17 protein-coding genes are annotated in these 18,867 nt (G+C 42.7%); 12 read left to right on the top strand and 5 right to left on the bottom strand.

Annotated features, from left to right (window positions below):
• Positions 1 to 35 precede the first annotated feature (35 nt).
• The 4 genes from pstC to phoU all read left to right on the top strand — a co-directional run bounded on the left by pstC (position 36) and on the right by phoU (position 3,867).
• A complete protein-coding gene (gene pstC, locus ACIGBM_RS02810) occupies positions 36 to 989 on the top strand; it encodes a phosphate ABC transporter permease subunit PstC (protein ID WP_191114511.1) in 954 nt (317 codons plus the stop codon).
• 61 nt (positions 990 to 1,050) lie between these two features.
• Entirely contained in the window at positions 1,051 to 1,956 is a 906-nt protein-coding gene (pstA, locus tag ACIGBM_RS02805) for a phosphate ABC transporter permease PstA (protein ID WP_102078265.1), read from the top strand.
• A gap of 172 nt (positions 1,957 to 2,128) precedes the next feature.
• On the top strand, positions 2,129 to 2,965 hold the full coding sequence (pstB, locus tag ACIGBM_RS02800; RefSeq protein ID WP_101204716.1) for a phosphate ABC transporter ATP-binding protein PstB: 837 nt from the start codon (positions 2,129 to 2,131) through the stop codon (positions 2,963 to 2,965).
• Between the two features lie 119 nt (positions 2,966 to 3,084).
• Positions 3,085 to 3,867 carry a phosphate signaling complex protein PhoU gene (gene phoU / locus ACIGBM_RS02795; RefSeq protein ID WP_397476675.1) on the top strand — a complete coding sequence of 261 codons (783 nt, stop codon included), beginning with the start codon at positions 3,085 to 3,087 and terminating at the stop codon, positions 3,865 to 3,867.
• 99 nt (positions 3,868 to 3,966) lie between these two features.
• Here the strand turns inward: phoU and ACIGBM_RS02790 are convergent, their stop codons facing one another.
• Together ACIGBM_RS02790 and argH are read right to left on the bottom strand one after the other, a co-directional pair.
• Positions 3,967 to 4,257, bottom strand: coding sequence for an oxidative damage protection protein (locus tag ACIGBM_RS02790; RefSeq protein ID WP_057757820.1), 291 nt, complete (start codon positions 4,255 to 4,257; stop codon positions 3,967 to 3,969).
• A gap of 317 nt (positions 4,258 to 4,574) precedes the next feature.
• On the bottom strand, positions 4,575 to 5,948 hold the full coding sequence (argH, locus tag ACIGBM_RS02785; protein ID WP_290178316.1) for an argininosuccinate lyase: 1,374 nt from the start codon (positions 5,946 to 5,948) through the stop codon (positions 4,575 to 4,577).
• A 332-nt stretch (positions 5,949 to 6,280) separates the two neighbouring features.
• Between argH and ACIGBM_RS02780 the strand changes: the two genes are divergently transcribed.
• The 6 genes from ACIGBM_RS02780 to ACIGBM_RS02755 all read left to right on the top strand — a co-directional run bounded on the left by ACIGBM_RS02780 (position 6,281) and on the right by ACIGBM_RS02755 (position 12,294).
• The gene (locus ACIGBM_RS02780; RefSeq protein WP_397476674.1) at positions 6,281 to 7,213 is read left to right on the top strand and encodes a histidine kinase; all 933 of its coding nucleotides are present in this window, start codon (positions 6,281 to 6,283) and stop codon (positions 7,211 to 7,213) included.
• Between the two features lie 329 nt (positions 7,214 to 7,542).
• On the top strand, positions 7,543 to 8,280 hold the full coding sequence (locus tag ACIGBM_RS02775; RefSeq protein ID WP_102078269.1) for a LytTR family DNA-binding domain-containing protein: 738 nt from the start codon (positions 7,543 to 7,545) through the stop codon (positions 8,278 to 8,280).
• 228 nt (positions 8,281 to 8,508) lie between these two features.
• Positions 8,509 to 9,543, top strand: a complete 1,035-nt coding sequence (gene hemC / locus ACIGBM_RS02770) for a hydroxymethylbilane synthase (RefSeq protein WP_397476673.1) — start codon at positions 8,509 to 8,511, stop codon at positions 9,541 to 9,543.
• A gap of 119 nt (positions 9,544 to 9,662) precedes the next feature.
• Entirely contained in the window at positions 9,663 to 10,655 is a 993-nt protein-coding gene (locus tag ACIGBM_RS02765; protein WP_397476782.1) for a uroporphyrinogen-III synthase, read from the top strand.
• A 60-nt stretch (positions 10,656 to 10,715) separates the two neighbouring features.
• Positions 10,716 to 11,750, top strand: coding sequence for a hypothetical protein (locus ACIGBM_RS02760; protein ID WP_397476672.1), 1,035 nt, complete (start codon positions 10,716 to 10,718; stop codon positions 11,748 to 11,750).
• A 52-nt stretch (positions 11,751 to 11,802) separates the two neighbouring features.
• Positions 11,803 to 12,294: an acyl-CoA thioesterase gene (locus tag ACIGBM_RS02755; RefSeq protein ID WP_397476671.1), complete on the top strand. Its 492-nt coding sequence runs from the start codon at positions 11,803 to 11,805 to the stop codon at positions 12,292 to 12,294.
• A gap of 142 nt (positions 12,295 to 12,436) precedes the next feature.
• Here ACIGBM_RS02755 and ribBA read toward each other — a convergent pair whose 3' ends face one another.
• Positions 12,437 to 13,549 (bottom strand): bifunctional 3,4-dihydroxy-2-butanone-4-phosphate synthase/GTP cyclohydrolase II, encoded by a 1,113-nt coding sequence (gene ribBA / locus ACIGBM_RS02750; protein WP_397476670.1) that lies wholly within the window; start codon positions 13,547 to 13,549, stop codon positions 12,437 to 12,439.
• Positions 13,550 to 13,915: 366 nt separating this feature from the next.
• Positions 13,916 to 15,205: a replication-associated recombination protein A gene (locus ACIGBM_RS02745; RefSeq protein ID WP_397476669.1), complete on the bottom strand. Its 1,290-nt coding sequence runs from the start codon at positions 15,203 to 15,205 to the stop codon at positions 13,916 to 13,918.
• A gap of 451 nt (positions 15,206 to 15,656) precedes the next feature.
• On the opposite strand from ACIGBM_RS02745, the gene ACIGBM_RS02740 reads away from it, so the two are divergent.
• A complete protein-coding gene (locus ACIGBM_RS02740) occupies positions 15,657 to 16,190 on the top strand; it encodes a type IV secretion protein Rhs (protein WP_397476668.1) in 534 nt (177 codons plus the stop codon).
• A gap of 219 nt (positions 16,191 to 16,409) precedes the next feature.
• On the top strand, positions 16,410 to 17,333 hold the full coding sequence (locus ACIGBM_RS02735; protein ID WP_397476667.1) for a hypothetical protein: 924 nt from the start codon (positions 16,410 to 16,412) through the stop codon (positions 17,331 to 17,333).
• A gap of 132 nt (positions 17,334 to 17,465) precedes the next feature.
• Here the strand turns inward: ACIGBM_RS02735 and gltA are convergent, their stop codons facing one another.
• Complete coding sequence (gene gltA / locus ACIGBM_RS02730) at positions 17,466 to 18,746, bottom strand: citrate synthase (protein WP_057757851.1); 1,281 nt, start codon at positions 18,744 to 18,746, stop codon at positions 17,466 to 17,468.
• Between the last annotated feature and the right edge of the window lie 121 nt (positions 18,747 to 18,867).

The raw sequence follows: 18,867 nt of genomic DNA, 5'->3' as shown, positions 1-18,867 counted from the left end.
TATTTCGATTCATCCCATTCAATGCTGAGACACTTATGACAGACTTAAGGTCCCAACTGGCTAAACAAAAACGTTACGACGCTTTATTTGTTAACTCTACCAAAGCGTTTGCCATACTCGTCCTCCTATCTTTAGGGGGCATTTTGGTGTCTCTAATTGTTGGAGCATGGCCGAGTATTCAAGAGTTTGGTTTGGGATTTTATACCAGCAATAACTGGGATACAGTCGCCAATGAATACGGGGCATTAGCGCCTATTTACGGTACCTTAGTCACCTCATTTATCGCTATTATTATCGCGGTTCCAGTCAGTTTCGGTATCGCGATATTTTTAACCGAGATGTGCCCTAAGTTCCTCAAAAAGCCACTTGGTATCGCCATTGAGTTGTTGGCTGGTATCCCATCTATCATTTATGGTATGTGGGGATTGTTCGTATTTGCGCCGTTCTTTGGTGATCACATTCAGCCATGGTTTATTGAGCACGTCGGCCCTTTGCCCATTATCGGTAAACTGTTTGCAGGTGCGCCTATGGGACTGGGTATGTTTACCGCCTCCCTAGTGCTTGCCATTATGATCATACCGTTCATCGCTGCCACCATGCGCGATGTTTTCTCTGTCGTACCAGACTTACTGAAAGAGTCAGCATATGGCATGGGCGCGACGACTTGGGAAGTCATGTTCAAGATTATCCTACCTTATACCAAAGCTGGTGTCGTTGGTGGCGTAATTTTGGGTCTTGGTCGTGCATTGGGTGAGACCATGGCAGTTACTTTCTTGATTGGTAATGCGTTTAATATCAGTCCAAGCCTATTCACTTCTGGCGTGACGATTACCTCGGCCTTGGCCAATGAGTTTGCTGAAGCGTCAAGTGAACTACATCTTGCGTCTTTACTACATCTAGGCTTAATCTTATTTGTCATCACCTTCATTGTGCTGTCTTTAGCAAAACTGATGCTCATGCGCATGGATCACAAAGCAGGTAATCGATAAGTCTGTTACCGATTTATTGAACCTTGATAGATATTGATAAAAGATATGGGAAATAAATATTATGCCTGCTAACAATGCGATCAATGCACCACTACCTACTAAGCCAAACGGCGCTACCCGCTACAATCAAAGCCTGTATAACAAGCGTCGTTTGACCAATAAACTAGGTTTAGGCTTTGCGATGTCAGCGATGGTTTTTGGCTTATTTTGGTTGTCATGGATTTTGGTGACTTTGTTTGTTGAAGGCTTCCAAGGCATGGTGCAGTTGCCAATCTTTACCGCTGATACGCCGCCACCGATGAGTGCGGGCGGCTTACGTAATGCTATTGTTGGTTCGGTCATGCTAGCGTTTTCAGGCTTGTTTATCGGTGCACCTATTGGTCTTATGACCGGTATTTATTTATCTGAGTTTTCTAAAGGCAGTATGCTTGGCAAGGTCACACGCTTCTTAAATGATATTCTATTGTCAGCGCCATCGATTGTCATCGGTCTATTTATCTACGCACTGATGGTAAAAGGTCAAAGTTTCTCTGGTTGGGCAGGCGCGTTGGCATTGGCATTGATTGTTATTCCAGTGGTCGTGCGTACGACAGAAAACATGCTGAATCTGGTACCTAATAGTCTACGTGAAGCGGCCTATGCACTCGGTACTCCTAAATGGAAACTGGTCACTCAGGTTACGGTAAAAGCTGCACGAGCGGGACTGACCACAGGTGTGCTATTGGCTTTTGCTCGAATCACTGGTGAGACAGCACCGTTACTATTTACCGCACTTAACAATCAATACTTCAGTACAGATATGGGTCAGCCTATTGCTAACTTACCCAATACCATTTACCAGTTTGCGATGAGTCCTTATGATAACTGGCATACATTGGCTTGGGCTGCAGCACTACTTATCACCGCGTCTGTCCTAGTGTTGAATATTTTGGCAAGATTTATCGGTGGTAGAGGTCAGCCCAAATAAGGGCTGAGAGCAGACCAGACCGTAGCACGCTACACGCTAAGCATTTACTTAAACTTATATGAAATTAATTGAGCTAGGTTGAAATATTATGAATGATGTCCTAAGCAACGTCCGTACGAACACGACTGCTGACAACTTTAATACGGCAACAGGCAGCCTATTAAATAGACCCATGTCTACTAGCGCCCAAGCTCAGCAACCAAACACTGCTGATTTTAATAAGCAAACGATTCAAGATATTCCTAAGAATATGCCTGCTGCCAAAATGGAAGTTCGAGATCTAAACTTCTATTACGATGATTTTCAGGCATTAAAAAACATCAATATCGATATCGCCGATAAAAAAGTGACCGCTTTTATTGGTCCTTCAGGTTGTGGTAAGTCTACGCTACTACGTACCTTTAATCGTATGTACGATCTATATCCAGGTATGCGTGCAGAGGGCAACATCAATTTAGACGGCAAAAACATCTTGGGTAAAGACATCGATGTGAACTTACTGCGTGCACAAGTTGGTATGGTTTTTCAGAAGCCAACGCCATTTCCGATGTCAATCTATGACAATGTCGCCTTTGGCGTACGACTGTATGAAAAATTAAGCAAAGACGAGCTGGATCATCGTGTAGAGTGGGCTTTGAAAAAATCAGCGCTATGGCCAGAAGTGAAAGACAAGCTAAAAGCATCAGGACTGTCGTTATCAGGTGGTCAGCAGCAGCGTCTGTGTATCGCCCGTAGTGTAGCGACCAAGCCTGAAGTACTGTTGCTTGATGAGCCGACATCAGCACTGGATCCTATCTCGACGGGTGCTATCGAAGATTTGATCGAAGATCTGAAAAACGACTATACCATCGCTATCGTCACTCACAATATGCAGCAAGCGGCACGCGTATCTGACTATACGGTCTATATGTATCTAGGCGATATGATTGAGATGGGTGAGACCGATCAGATATTCACCAAACCTACCCAAACCGCGACAGAAGACTATATTACAGGTCGTTATGGCTAACGTTGATTGAGATTGAAATCGGTACAAACAGACAAAGCTGATTAGCATGTCATAAGCCGACTTTCTAACTTTACAAGCACACTGCGCTATTAAAATATAGATTCTAGGGAATACCTCTCATGCAAAGTGATAAGCATATCTCCAAAAGTTTCGACCAAGATCTTGATGAAGCCATCCGTTTATTTTTATTCATGGGTGATAGCGCGGCTAACCAAGTGGCCAAAGCTATTCATGCTCTGATCGATAAAGATGAAACACTGGCACAAGAAGTCATCGATATGGACTTCGATATCAATCGAATGGAAGTCGAGCTCGACGAGCACATTTTATTATTGGTCGCCAAGCGCCAGCCAGCTGCCAGTGATTTGCGCTTAGTCATGTCGATCAGTAAAGGTGTGGTTGATTTGGAACGTATCGGCGATGAAGCGGTAAAAATTGCGCGAATGGCCAGTAAAATTGCGGCAGAAGGTAAATCAGCATACGGTTACGCTGAAGTTCAGCATCTGAGCAATCAAGTTCGTCTGATGCTAAACAACTCGCTAGAAGCTTTTAGTCAATCGAATGCGGAGCAAGCGTTTGAAGTGATGCGTAATGATAGCGCGGTCAATACCGAATATCAGTCAGCCATTCGTGCCTTGATGACCTATATTATGGAAGACTCGCGCCACGTATCAAAAGTCATCAATATCATGTGGATATTACGATCGCTTGAGCGTATCGGTGACCATGCACAAAATGTCGCAGAGCTAGTCATTAACTATATCAGTGGGCAGGACGTGCGACATTCAGACTATGCGATGGTCGAAAAAGCGGTGCAAGAAGCCAATGACCGATTGGCTGCTCGTCAAGTTAGTACATTGCCAGCCAATGAGCTTGAAACGTCAGATAGTGATGAAGGCTGATAAGAAAGACATTGATTTTCATCTTATAATAAAAAACGCGCTATAGTAAGCGCGTTTTTTTATAACTACTAAATGTACCTAGTAGAAGGTAAGTAAATTCTAACTTTCTGGTGTCCAACCTTGTGCGCGCTCATAGTCTTCGTTGTCTAAGAACTTATCACGCTGCTCTGTTAAAAACTTTTTAGCAGCAGGATCCATCATGCTTAGATGATTCTCATTAATAAGCATCGTTTGATGCTCAAGCCATTCTTTCCACGCCTTTTCCGATACGGTCTCTTGCAGCTCTTGACCTTTTTTATTAGGGAAGGGTGGATGCGGCATCTTTGGCAAATCTTGCTTATATTTACGGCAAAACACAGTATTTGCTTGAGGGTTAAAAGTCTCAGTCATAAGGCATTCCTTATTCATTATATTAAGTGATTAAGTCAAATATCATATGAGTCTATGATAACGGTCTTGGTAGATTTAGCAAAGGGTACTAATGTATATCGTTAGACCTCTATCTATTTGTTATAAAGCCTTTAGTAGTTGTTGTATGACAAGTACTAACTATGTTTGACCTTTTTATTAAGATTTTCAAAGCTAGTGATATTTTGAAAATGACATTGGCCAAACCAGTAGAGGTCATAAGACAAATAAAAACACCCGCATAAGTAGCGGGTGTTAAGTTTAAATTAGCAAGTTGGCTGTTATTTGCAAATTAATGATTAAGCAAAGGCTTTTAAGCGGGCACGGCCATTAACCACCGCTTGCTTGACTTGGTTTGGCGCAGTGCCACCCAAATGGTCACGAGCTGCTAATGAGCCTTCTAGCGTTAGATAATCAAAGACATCCTCACCGATAGCATCGCTAAATTGCTGTAGCTGTGCCAATGATAAATCACTTAGATCAACACCTTCTTTGATGCCTAAAGCAACAGCATTACCAACCACTTCATGGGCATCACGGAATGCCACGCCTTGACGTACTAAGTAATCTGCCAAGTCAGTTGCAGTTGCATAGCCTTTCATCGTAGCAGCACGCATGCTTTCTTTGTTTGGTGTGATATTCGGTAGCATATCAGCAAAGGCAAGCAGCGAACCTGTCAAAGTATCAACGCAATCAAATAAAGGCTCTTTGTCTTCTTGGTTGTCTTTGTTGTAGGCGAGCGGCTGGCTCTTCATTAGGCTAAGCAAAGTCATCAACTGACCAAAGACACGTGCCGCTTTACCGCGTACCAACTCAGGTACGTCAGGATTTTTCTTTTGCGGCATGATCGATGAGCCCGTACAGAAGCGATCTGGTATCTGCACGAAATTAAATTGCGCTGACATCCAAAGAATAATCTCTTCGCTCATACGCGACATATGCATCATCAAGATAGAAGCCGCTGAAGTAAACTCAATCGCAAAATCACGGTCTGAAACAGCATCGAGTGAGTTTTGACAGATACCTTCAAAACCTAGTAGTTCGGCAGTGATGGTACGATCGATTGGGAAAGTCGTACCAGCAAGCGCTGCGCTACCAAGTGGCATCTGATTGATACGGCGACGTGCATCGACAAGACGCTCAGTATCGCGATACAACATCTCAAACCAAGCCATCACGTGATGCCCAAAGCTAACAGGCTGTGCTGTTTGCAAATGAGTAAAGCCTGGCATGATAGTATCAGTATGTTGCTCAGCCAAATCAAGTAGACCACTTTGCAAACGTACTAATAACTCAATAATATTATCAGTCTCTTCGCGCAACCATAGGCGAATGTCTGTGGCTACCTGATCGTTACGGCTACGACCAGTGTGTAGCTTTTTACCAACGGCGCCTATAATGTCAGTCAAACGTGACTCGACGTTCATATGCACGTCTTCAAGGGCGATCGACCAGTTAAACTCACCCGCCTCAATCTCACGCAATACTTGCTGCAGGCCATCGATAATGGTGGCAACTTCATCAGCAGTTAAAATATCACATTCTTTTAGCATCGTTGCATGAGCAATCGAGCCTTGAATATCGTGACGAGCAAAGCGTTGGTCAAAGCCTACAGAGGCAGTAAAGGCGGCAACGAAGCTATCTGTCGCTTCACTGAAGCGCCCGCCCCACATTTGTTGGCCTTGGCTACTAGCAGGCGTAGTCTGCGTTGTGGTACTTGTTATAGGAGCATCTGTGCTAAAATCAGAGTCAGATGAACTTTTACTTGATTCAGGATTACTAGGTTTTGAAGAATTGGCGTTCATATCGTTACAAGACAAGTCAAAAGAATAAGAACTCGAGTATAGCAAATGATGAGGTTGCCTTACTAGCTACACGCTTAGAGTTTTTTATTCCTAAACTCATGGAAATCATGAGGCCTTGGCAGTGGCTGACATATATCTTTTTTTGGTCCTTGTTCCTAACGGTAATGGAGCGCCATAGCTTAGCCACTTGGTCAGATTTCATGATTCAGTTTCTACGTAGTTTCATTCAAAACGCTCTAACAGTTATTCCCTCACTGTATTTAGTTGACTACCTACGCCCTGCATTTAAAAATGCCAGTATTCTTAGCGTAAGTATGCGAATAGTGCTGTTACTGATGTTTGCTGCTGCAGTTTCGATGGCGTTAGTAACGTTGTCTATGATTAATTTCGGTTGGCTAGCATATGATAGTCGCACGTTTGTAGTAAATATTGTGCTTAATACAGTGTTATCTGGCGGTTTTACAACTGTGTTTCTGTTATATTTTTTGCGTAGCTACCGTGAGCTTAATGCGCTTAAGTTGTCCTTTGAATATAAATTGACTGCGCAAAATGATCTAATAAAAGCCCGTACGGCCCCGCACTTTTTCTTTAATACTATCAATACACTTGTATCTCTGATTGAATCGAACCCGCCTAAAGCCGCTGACTTATTACAGCACGTCTCTGCACTATTCCGTGCTAGTTTTAGTGGTACACGCGAGATTAGCTTTGAAGAAGAGGTCGATCTTTGTGAGCATTATTTGGCAATCGAATCTAGTCGTTTAGCAGACAAGCTCGAAGTCAATTGGAAGCTACCTGAAGAAGATATCATGTATGACATGGTTATCACTGCGCTGACGCTACAGAGCGTGCTAGAGAAAATACTCCTCAATGTGGTAGAGATGACCACAGAAACTATCTGCATTAATATCGAAGTCACGTGGGAACAACACCAAGTCAAAATCATGATTGATGTTGCGCTTCCCAAAAAGACACTAATTATCAACCATGACTTGCGCCAACATATGAATTTCTATATTCAAGCTGATCGTTTGCGCGCCCATTTTGGACAAAGTGCTGATATCCAGAGCTCAGTAGCCAGTACGCAGATTATCACCATCATCGACTATCCTCTACAAGACGTCGGTTTATAACTTACTGTTCTTTATTAGCTTTCTCCATTTTTTCAACTCTTAAAAGCCTATGTGGCATACTTATTGCATAACCATGCATAGGTATCACAATTTGTATTTGATAAATAATGATTACGAATCAGTAATATCATAACTACCGTGAAACACAATTACACCATATAAAATCTACCTATAGCAGGAGTATATTGTCCGCTATAAAAACTGGTAGTTTTCGTCAGAACTTTATTAAATAATTTAGATTTTATATTCTAAGTGATTGATAATGAGTGCTAATATAGCCGTAATACTATTGAAAAAAATATTAAGTATGTCCTTGGATGGGAGTTTGCATGCGTATCGTAGTTTGTGATGATGAGCCCCTAGCGCGTGAGCGCTTGGTGAGAATTGTACAGGAGTCAGGCCATGAGGTAGTTGCTCAGGCCACAACAGGTGCAGAAGCTATCGTCGCTGTAAAAACCCAGCAGCCAGATATTATATTATTAGATATCCGAATGCCTGAAATGGACGGAGTACGCTGTGCTCAAGAACTTGCCAAACTTGAGCATCCACCAGCGATTATATTTGTGACGGCATACGACCATTATGCGATCGCAGCATTAAAAGCCAATGCAATTGGCTACTTGTTGAAACCTGCAAACAAAGATGAGCTACTAGAAGCTTTAAACAAAGCAAAGAACCTAAATGCCGCTCAACTAAACGAAATTCGCAAGCTTGAAGATCCGACAGCACGTCCAATACGTGAACATATCGCTGCTCGTACACATCGCGGTGTTGAACTGATTAAGCTAAAAGATATCTACTATTTTGCAGCAGATCAAAAATACGTCAAAGTGCGTCACAAAGATGGCATGGTATTGATTGATGAAACGCTAAAAGAATTAGAGCAAGAGTTTGATGATCGTCTGTTCCGAGTACATCGCAATGCCATTATCAACCTTAGTTATTTGGACTTTCTAGAAACTCTAGACGCAGGCCAGTATCAGATACGTTTTAAAGGTATTGATGAGACGCTAGCGGTCAGTCGTCGTCACTTACCTGCCTTACGTGATAAAATTCAAAGTATGTAATAGGCTGTCCTGATAGCGACCAATCATTCCATATCATCAAACCCTTATTTATGCTTAAATAGGGGTATTTTTTTGCGTCAGCATCTACTATTAATAATTTGAGTCGCCTATGCTTTGGCAAACTTACCCTATCGAGTAATATCGATACTATTCAGTATAAATATGAATGGTACTGACATAGGGACTATAGCCACTATAGTATTAGTATCGAACTTATTGAGGCCCTTTATGAGCAATCCGCAGCAACCTGTTTTGACTACTCTAAATATCGCTACACGTCAAAGTCCTTTAGCCTTATGGCAGGCCGAGCATATTCGTGATCGTTTATTGGCGTTGTATCCTAATCTGACGATTAATTTACTAAAAATTGTTACTAAGGGTGACAAGATTTTGGACACACCTTTGGCCAAAATCGGTGGCAAAGGATTGTTTGTAAAAGAGCTTGAACAAGCGCTGTATGAAAAACAAGCCGATATTGCAGTGCACTCGCTAAAAGATGTTCCGATGCAGCTTCCTGAAGGCCTAACATTAGGTGTCTATTGCAAACGCGCCTCACCAACAGATGCCTTTGTCTCAAACACTTATAATAGTATCGACGAGTTACCACAGGGTGCGGTCGTTGGGACGTCAAGTTTACGTCGTCAATGCCAGATCAAAGCCTATCGTCCTGACCTGCAAATCAAAACGTTGCGTGGCAATGTTGGCACTCGTTTGGGCAAGCTAGATGCTGGTGAGTATGATGCCATTATTCTGGCAACGAGCGGCTTGCAACGTATTGAGCTGGACGAGAGAATACGCGGTGAGCTTGATATCGCAGCTTGCTTGCCTGCAGTTGGGCAAGGTGCCTTAGCAATCGAATGCCGTAAAGGCGATGAAGAAGTACTCAAATTACTTGCACCACTCAATGATGATAAAGCCCGTATTCGACTTATCGCTGAGCGTGCTCTGAACCGTCACCTAGAAGGCGGTTGCCAAGTACCGATCGCCGCTTATGCAGTTCTGCAGACAGCTGAAGAAACCAGTGTTAATAATGACAACAATGGTGATAACGGCAATAACGATAGTGGGAATGTGCTGTGGCTACGCGGTCGAGTGGGTCAAGCCGATGGTAGCGAATTGTTGAAGGCAGACAAACGAGCTACGTTGGTTGGGACGCAAGCCGAGCAAGAAGCCCAAGCCAACCAATTGGGTATCGATGTCGCAGAAATGCTACTTGCTGATGGCGCAGGAGCTATTTTGTCAGCGATCTATCAGCCTGAGTAGTAAAAGTACAGTCGCTATAGGTTTGATTAACCGTAAGATAGGCTGATCTAAGCATCAGCCATTTTTGTAGACTTAAGCCTTTTTCATTCGTTTTTTGTCATGGTAGACCTATGTCATCAATGCCAATTCAATCTACATACATAACTTCTCATAAGAATTATGCTAATGAGAAGTCAAAAGTAATGCCGCAAGTTGTCATCAATACTCGCCCAGTAGAGCGAGCAGCACCATTGACTCAGCATTTGCAAGCGGCAGGATTGTTAGTGGTTGAGATGCCAATGTTGACGCTACGACCACGTCAAACAACTGATCTAGATATTGCATTAATGCATCAGTGGATGGCGGGGGAGTACAAAGCGCTTGTTATCGTAAGTCCAACTGCGGCAGCTTCAGGGCTAGTCGCTTGGCAATCACTTGAACATGAAAAGCGTAAATACAAAACGACAGACAGTAATGACAAGTATGTGCAGAGATTATCAGAAGGTTTGTTACTATCTAGTCCTCTAATTGCAGTTGGTGAAGCAACAGCGGCAGAGTTTAGTCAGGTGCGTATAGATACAACAGACTATCAAATACTTCAGCCTGAGACTGCCAATAATGAGGGCATGCTAGCAATGCCTGAAATCGATAGCTTACAAGCAGGCGATAAATTACTGATATGGCGCGGGCTTGGTGGTCGACGATTATTGGTTGATACATTGCAGGCGCGCGGTGTACATATCGATAGTATTGCTTGGTACGAGCGTACGATGCCTATCGATGCATTGACTCAGTATCAGCAGTGGCAACAAGCATTTCTTACTCATAGTACTGCGTCAGATATTGCCCTACTGAAGCAGCCAAAGCCAATTGTCGTAATCAGCAGTGCGGCAGCTTTTGAGCATTGGTCAAGTATCGTCAATAATGGCCAATCAAAGACGTTAAAAAAAGAGCAAAGTTCTGATGCAGTGGCTGATATAGCACAGCGGCTTTCGCTTACGTTAAATGATTTTTTTTACGTTGTACTGGGCAAGCGTTTGGCCAATATGGTTGCAGCACAGCAGTTGAGCTACTGGCGAGTAGAAGATTTGTCGCCAGATACGATTCTCTCAGCCATTCACTCTAAAATATAATACTTTAAACTTTCCATTTGCTTTAAACATGTTTATCTATACCAATAATGGTACTGCCTTATGTCAATGAATTCTGAGTCCTTATCTAAGGATCCTTCTACTGTTCAGCAGCGCCGGCAAGCAAATATTTTGCTGCTACGGATGCAATGGCTGGTTATCTTATTACTGATCGCTGCATTATTGTGGCTATATATTAGTCAGCAGCGCTTTCAGCATAGTGTCAACGATCGTTTGCAAAGTAATGAGCAAGTAATCAGTCGATTAAACGAAATGGACGATCGTCTATTTGCTATGAGTCAGCAGACGCTGCCAGAACCTAGAGTTAAAGCGAGTAGCCAAGCTCAGAATCAGTTGGACCTGTTGCGTATCCAAATCAAAGCTGCTGATAGACTGTTGGCGGATAGTAATGACAGTGCCGCGATTGAGTTATTGCGAGGTCTACATTGGCAGTTATCGCAAAGCAGTAATGAGATTGCGCCTGCGTTAACCATCGTTATCAAGCAAAGTTTGCTCAAAGATATTGAGCGTCTGCAAGCGCAAAGCTCGCAGCCAAGCCCATGGCAAATACAAAATCTGGCGATTCAAAATATTCAGGAATTTTTGCACAGTCATGAGCGTCTTGGCAGCTATGAAGGTACGGATTTACAGCGTCGAGATCTGGTGGATGCGGCTACTGAAAATAAACAGCAGCCTAAAGTAACCAATGCTACTGATACCTCAGCGACTAGTGGTACAAATTTAACGCGTCGTCAGCTTACTATCCATGAAGTCATCATGACGCTGAATCTAGCAAGCCAAGCCAGCAATATGCGTAAGCAGGATCAACTTGTCAGCTATTTGACGCAAGCACGTAAACAGTTAAAAACGTTGGTGCCTAAGACCTCAACTAGCGACAATAAAAAGTCAGCACAAGCTGGCGCGATTGGCATTGTACAAGCCGATAAAAAACCAATCGCTGGTCAAAGTAATCTTGAGACAATGAAAGCACCGAGTGACATACCAGAAGTAATTGTATGGCTAAATCAGTTGATTGCTCATGCACCCAAACCAACGCCATTATTAACGACAGAAGTCTTGGATAAGCCTCAACGCTAACGAAAGCTAGTCGTAATAGTTAATACAGAAAATATAAAATGTAAGGTAAGCAATGACCCATTTTAATGAAAGCTCAACATCTATATCTGATACAGCAAACGAACACCGACCTGAATTATTAGCTCATTATCCTGTTATTCATCATCAGCCGATACAGTGGGGCGAGATGGATGCCTTCAATCATCTGAACAATGTGGTTTACTATCGTTACGCTGAGTCAGCACGCATAAGTTATCTGCATACGCTCGGTATGTTTGACGGCAGTATGGTCACCGTTCTAGCTCAGTCTAGCTGCCAGTATTTACGTCCAGTCACTTATCCTGATATGTTATTGTTAGGAGTTCGTTGTAAGCGTTTGGGCAATACAAGTATGGCGATGGAATATAGTTACTATAGTACCGCACAAGGAACAATTGTTGCTACGGCAGAGGCAGTCGTAGTGCGTCTGGATAGTGAGGGAAAAGGTAAATTGCCATGGACGGCAGCAGAGCGTCAACAGCTGCTAGCACTGGAAGCCAAGTTTGGTCATACACCTGAGCTTTAGATTGGTTTCTATATGAGTCGATGATTCATTTCTTGAAAAAAACTATCCTGAATTAAAAGCTAAAAACAAAAAAAGGCACGCTAACATTATGTTAGCGTGCCTTTTTTATCACTCATTCTGCAACTATTTTCTTAAACAGTCGTTAGTCTTGCTGCGGCGCATGAATAAAATCAACCACGTTTAGATCAAAACCTGACAATGCAAAAAACTTCATTGGTGATGACAATAAGCGCATATCACGAACACCTAAATGACGTAATATCTGTGCACCAACGCCGATACTACGATAAGGTTGCTGCGTGATGGTTGATTGCGACTCGTTGTCCGCGGCTTTATCCAACGCATCTCCCAAATCAACTGGCTGATTGCTACCAATCCATACGAGCACACCGCGATCTGAAGCACTGATTTCTTCTAGTGCTGACTGTACGCTCCAGCCACTACGGCCAGTCATATCGTTTTTAGCTGCAAACAAATCGCGTAATGGGTGGAAACCGTGTACACGTACAGTGCTGACGCCTTCGCTAACATCACCTTTTACCAAGGCTAAATGTGTTTCTTCAGCGCCAAACTCACGGAAGCGATGTAGCGTAAAAGTACCATGTTCAGTTTCAAACGGATGTGACTCAATCTCTTCTACCGTCTGCTCATTAGCGATACGGTAGTTGATAAGGTCAGCAATCGTGCCTATCTTAATGTCATGCTCTTTTGCAAATATTTCAAGGTCGTCACGGCGCGCCATCGTACCATCTGCATTAATAATCTCTACAATCACCGCTGCAGGCTCTAGACCTGCTAAACGTGCTAAATCACAACCCGCTTCTGTATGGCCTGCACGGTGCAGAACACCGCCGTTTTGTGCCATAATTGGAAAAATATGTCCAGGCTGAACGATGTCTTCAGGCTTTGCTGATGAAGATACCGCCGCTTGAATAGTCCGTGCACGATCACCAGCAGAAATACCCGTAGTGACGCCTTCAGCCGCTTCAATCGAGACAGTAAAATTGGTGCTAAATTTAGCCTCGTTACGATCTGACATTAGTGGCAATGCCAATTGCTGGCAACGCGCTTGTGATAAGGTCAAACAAACTAGACCACGCGCGTGAGTAATCATAAAGTTAATATCTTCAGGGCGCACATGCGTCGCTGCCATGATGATGTCACCTTCGTTTTCGCGGTCTTCATCATCCATCAAGATGACCATTTTTCCAGCACGAATATCTTCGATAATCTCAGGGATTGCATTTAAACTCATAGTAAATCTCAATATTTTATTATTTATAAATAGGTGTCATTTGGAATATAGGGCTCTATCTGCTTATTGTAGCAGTAGATAATACAAAGCGCTGTTACGGTCAAGCAAAGCGCTGTTACGGTCAAGCAAAGCGCTACTACGGTTAAGTAAATCGCGCTATAAGCAATATAATTTGATATAAAAGTGACTCGCTTAATTGCTTGTATATATCATTATGAGGTTATTTTAACGCTTTTCAGCGTCACGTGCTGCGCCATCTTCCCACTATATCGTTCAGTATGTCAAAAATAGTCATAAATATTATCAATGAACATTAAAACTGACTCATAAATCTGTGCGTTATATTTTTATTAATCTGTATCGAAGTTAGTCATTGCTCGCTGCTTGGCTTTTTAACCAATTCATAAATTGCTTGCTATGCTGCTCACGCTGATTATCTGCAAACTCGTAAAAACTGGTACCAACCAAATTATCTGGTAAGTAGCTTTGAGGATAGTAATGGTTAGGATAATCGTGCGGGTAAGCATAACCTTGACCGTAGCCTTGACTACGCATCAGTTTGGTCACGCCATTGCGCAAATGTAGCGGTACAGGTGAGGCATCTTTTTCAGCCAACGCCATCGCAGCATTGATCGCTTTGTAAGTACTATTGCTTTTGGCACTGGTCGCTAGGTACACCACGACTTGACCTAAAATAATACGCGCTTCTGGCATACCAATAGATTGCACACTACGTAATGCCGCATCAGCTAGGAGTAAGGCATTAGGATTGGCATTACCGATATCTTCACTGGCCAAAATCACCAATCGCCGTGCAATAAAATCAGCAGGTTCGCCGCCTACCAGCATACGTGCCATCCAATACAATGCCGCATCCGGATCGGAGCCACGGACTGATTTTATCATTGCTGAGATAATATCGTAATGCTGCTCACCATCTTTGTCATATCTTACCAAAGCAGTCTGTGCCACTCGGCTAACCAATTCATCATCGATAATCACTGGCGACTGCTTGGTATCAGCAGTCTGAATGGCTAACTCTAATAAATTTAGCGCTTTTCTAGCATCACCATGAGCCAGCTGACTAATGGTATCTTTTGCTTGTAAGTCGACGGTTAACTTTTTGAGTATATTGTCTTCTGAAAGCGCTCGTTGTAGCACGGCACTTATCTGCTCAGGTGTTAACGGCTCTAAACGATATACTTGGCAACGTGATAGTAGAGCGTTATTGACACTAAATGATGGGTTTTCAGTGGTAGCACCAATCAAAGTAATATCACCAGACTCTACCGCACCCAAAAGTGCATCTTGCTGTGCTTTGTTAAAGCGATGAATCTCATCAATAAAGACTACAGGTGATTCAAATGCCAATGAATCTTTACTATCTAAGACTTCGCGTAACTGTTTGACCCCAGTATTTAACGCGGAGAGCGCATGAAAAGGTCGATTAACGGCATCAGCTAACAACATCGCAATGGTTGTTTTGCCAATACCTGCTTCACCGTGCAGGATAATAGATGGCAGGTGGCCTTGCTCTACCAAACGTCGTAACGGTGCTCCAGCTGCCAACAGATGCTCTTGACCAATAATATCAGTAAGAGAAGTAGGGCGCATACGCTGAGCAAGTGGGGTATCAGCATGGAAGTTAGGTGGCATAAGACTCTCTATCGGAAAATGAAAAAGCTATCTACTTGCTGCAATGGTAGTAATGGCAAGGTCTCTATAGTTAAATCCAAATAACAGCATGCTAGGCTACCTTTATCATTTTTATTGAGTTTCGACACTCATATACGTTTGGCATGATTTTCGCAGCAATTTTATAATAGCAATGAGTATTAGACATCAGCAGTAGAAGTAGGCTAGTTTATAAGGAGGGTACTTGTTATAAGTCATACGCGCTAGGTTAGCGCAAAAATATGTTAATGAAAGCTAACTAAGCGTATAGCTTGTGTCCCGAGCACTTTAGTTTTCATCATTCATCTATATTAACGGCTCTACTATTAACAGTTTTACCGTATCGATGGCAAAGGTTGGCCAATTGCGACTGTTAACTATTAACTATTAAACACTAAAAATGGCTTATCAAATATAAGGTATTGCATTAACGATGTCTGAACCGACTCTTAAACGCTTATTCAATCGTTACTTGCGTAGTGATACGGGCAAGCAGCAGTCACGTTATCTGACAGCTGGCGAAATAGCATTGGCGCATTCAGTATTTGGTAATAGTATCAAACTTGATGAAGTGCAGTTAAAGACAGCGTGGTGGGTACTAAAACATTATGCCGTTAGCCCCAATGGCAATATTTACTTTAATTCAGTCGATTGGATTACGGATTTTAGCGAAGCTCCACTGAGTAAACAAAGCTGGCTCATACACGAGCTAACGCACGTATGGCAGTTACAGCAAGGCTTAAAAGTGGTACGCGGAGCGATCATCAACCGAAAATACGACTACGTGTTAGAAACAGGCAAATCATTTTTTAAGTATGGTATCGAGCAGCAGGCACGCATGGTACAAGACTATTTTGTACGTCGTCAGCGTGGTCAGAACTGCCAAGAGTGGGAAGCTTGTATTCCGTTTTTGACAGAGCAGCCTATTGTTAAGGCAACAGGTACTGATGATCCATCAGTCATCTAGTTTTCAAGAATAAGATTAAGCTTGGCTATGATAAGTCATAACCGAATTATAGAACGATTGAGTTATATAGTAATTGAGATACAGGTCAGTTGGATAAATACTGGATAACTATATTGGACGATTTAACAGTCAGTTGTATTGCTAAAAATCAAAGAATGATGAACCGCAATTGTAATTTACCCTTTAATAATTTTGCTTTACCAAAGGATATGTACTCTCATGTTTAAATTTTTGTCAGTAAAGCCTAATGTTGATACTCGATATCCACCGACCTTGCTTGTAGCCACACTGTCAGGAGTTTTGTTTTTGACAGGCTGTCAGCAGTCTGACACATCACCTGTAGCTGATGACAGTCAAACCAGTGAAAAAACAAGCGTAGAAGACAGTCAGCCTATGCCAAAAAGTGACTCAGCTGCGGCGCGCATAAAACAATTCCAGCCGATATATGTCGCACAAGCACAGAGTTTACAGAGACGATTGCAAGCAGAGTATGAGTCATTGCAAGCGGCAGATGCGTCAGACAGTGAGGAGCTTTTATTACTGAATACTAATAATAGTGAAAATACAGATAGTAATAACGAAGTAGCGACCGATAATACCGCTCCTAACGCAAATACTACCGCTACCAGTCCTGAAGAAGTGGTGCCATCGGGTAGTTCAGAAGTTGACACGAAAGATGTAGATGCAGAGGTTGACGTCAATACTAGCACTGAAGTTGGTGAGCGTGACTTAACGGTTTTAAAACGTATCAGTCTTGAGCCGCGTAAACCTGTTATGTTGACCGAGGACCAAATCATAGAGCGCTATCAGCAAACGATGGACGCTTTATATCAACCGGTGACAACACCGCTGAGCGCAGAGGATTCTGATACATTAATCAATGTGGCGACCTTGGTTCCGCAGTTATTTGAGCATGCAGAGATTGCTGGTAGAGTAAGTGCAAAAAGTCCGGCACTTGCTCGTTTAATTATTCAGCATCAGGTATGGGAACAAATAGAAGCTCAGCAAGTGGTTGATATGCAGCAAATGAAACAGAAGCAGCAACAAGAGTTTGAAGCTTTAATGACTAAGTTTAATGAAACCATCGAAGGATACGATGAGCAGATTGCCAAATATGAGCAAACGTTAAAAGAGTTTCAGTAACTGACTATACTTTTATAAACTTATTTAGTTAGTCAATTTTTATAAAGTAGTCATTATCGAATAAAGAGAGTTAAAACAATAAAAAATCCCGCACGATGGCGGGATTTTTTATTGGATAAATATTATTTTTGCTTACTTGCGATCTTCAACTTTTACAAAATCACGGCGCGTTTCACCAGTGTATAACTGACGTGGACGACCGATTTTGAACGGAGCGCTGTGCATTTCTAACCAATGGCTGATCCAACCTGAAGTACGAGCCAATGCAAAGATTACGGTAAACATTGACGTTGGGATACCAATGGCTTTCAAGATGATACCAGAGTAGAAATCAACGTTTGGATATAGGTTGCGCTCGATGAAGAACGGGTCTTCTAACGCAATTTTCTCTAATGCCATTGCCAATTCAAGCTTAGGATCGTTGATACCTAGTGCTTCTAGTACTTCATCACAAGTCTCTTTCATTACTTGAGCGCGTGGATCGAAGTTTTTGTAAACACGGTGACCAAAGCCCATTAGCTTCACTTCACGGCTCTTCACTTTTTCCATAAATTCAGGCACGTTTTCAACAGTACCGATTTCGTCTAACATCTCAAGAACAGCTTCGTTCGCGCCGCCATGTGATGGTCCCCAAAGGGCTGCGATACCAGCAGCGATACATGCATAAGGGTTTGCACCAGTAGAACCAGCTAAACGTACCGTTGAGGTAGAAGCGTTTTGCTCATGGTCAGCGTGCAAGGTAAAGATTTTGTCCATCGCGCGAGTGATAACGTCGTTTTTCTCGTAGTCTACGTCAGCAGGCGTTGCAAACATCATGTATAAGAAGTTTTCTGCGTAGTTGAAGTCATTACGCGGATACATGAACGGTTCGCCTTGTGAGTATTTATAACTCATCGCAGCAAGCGTAGGCATCTTAGCAATCAAGCGAATAGCTGTGATTTCGCGATGTTCTTCATTGCTCACGTCTAGGTCTTCATGATAGAACGCTGATAAGGCACCAACAACACCAACCATAATAGCCATTGGATGCGCGTCACGGCGGAAGCCTTCAAAGAACTTACGCAATTGATCATGAACAGGAGTATGCTCGCGGATTTTTTCAAAAAATTCTGCTTTTTGTTCAGCAGTAGGTAGATCACCATGTAGAAGTGCATAAGCAACTTCTAGGTATTCAGCATTGTTCGCTAGCTCGTCGATAGGGTAGCCGCGGTGTAATAACTCGCCTTTGCCACCATCAATATAAGTAATCTTTGATTCAACAGGAGCAGTTACTTTAAAACCAGGGTCATAAGACCAAAATCCTGATTCTTGTAAAGCAGCAATATCGATAACTGGGCGCCCTAAAGTACCTTTAATAATAGGAAGTTCGTATTCTTCACCATTCACGGTTAGTTTGGCATTAGTATCAGCCATAAATTGCTCTCCATTGGTTTGACTTGTTAGAATAAATTACTACAGACGCATACCCTCGCGTCATTGTCGGTTGAACGGTAAAAGTGCATTCAACTCATTTAGTACGCAGGGTATATTAGCA

This window comes from Psychrobacter sp. NPDC077938 (genome assembly GCF_044542635.1).
Taxonomy (GTDB): Bacteria; Pseudomonadota; Gammaproteobacteria; order Pseudomonadales; family Moraxellaceae; genus Psychrobacter.
This window is presented reverse-complemented; position numbering and strand designations above follow the sequence as displayed.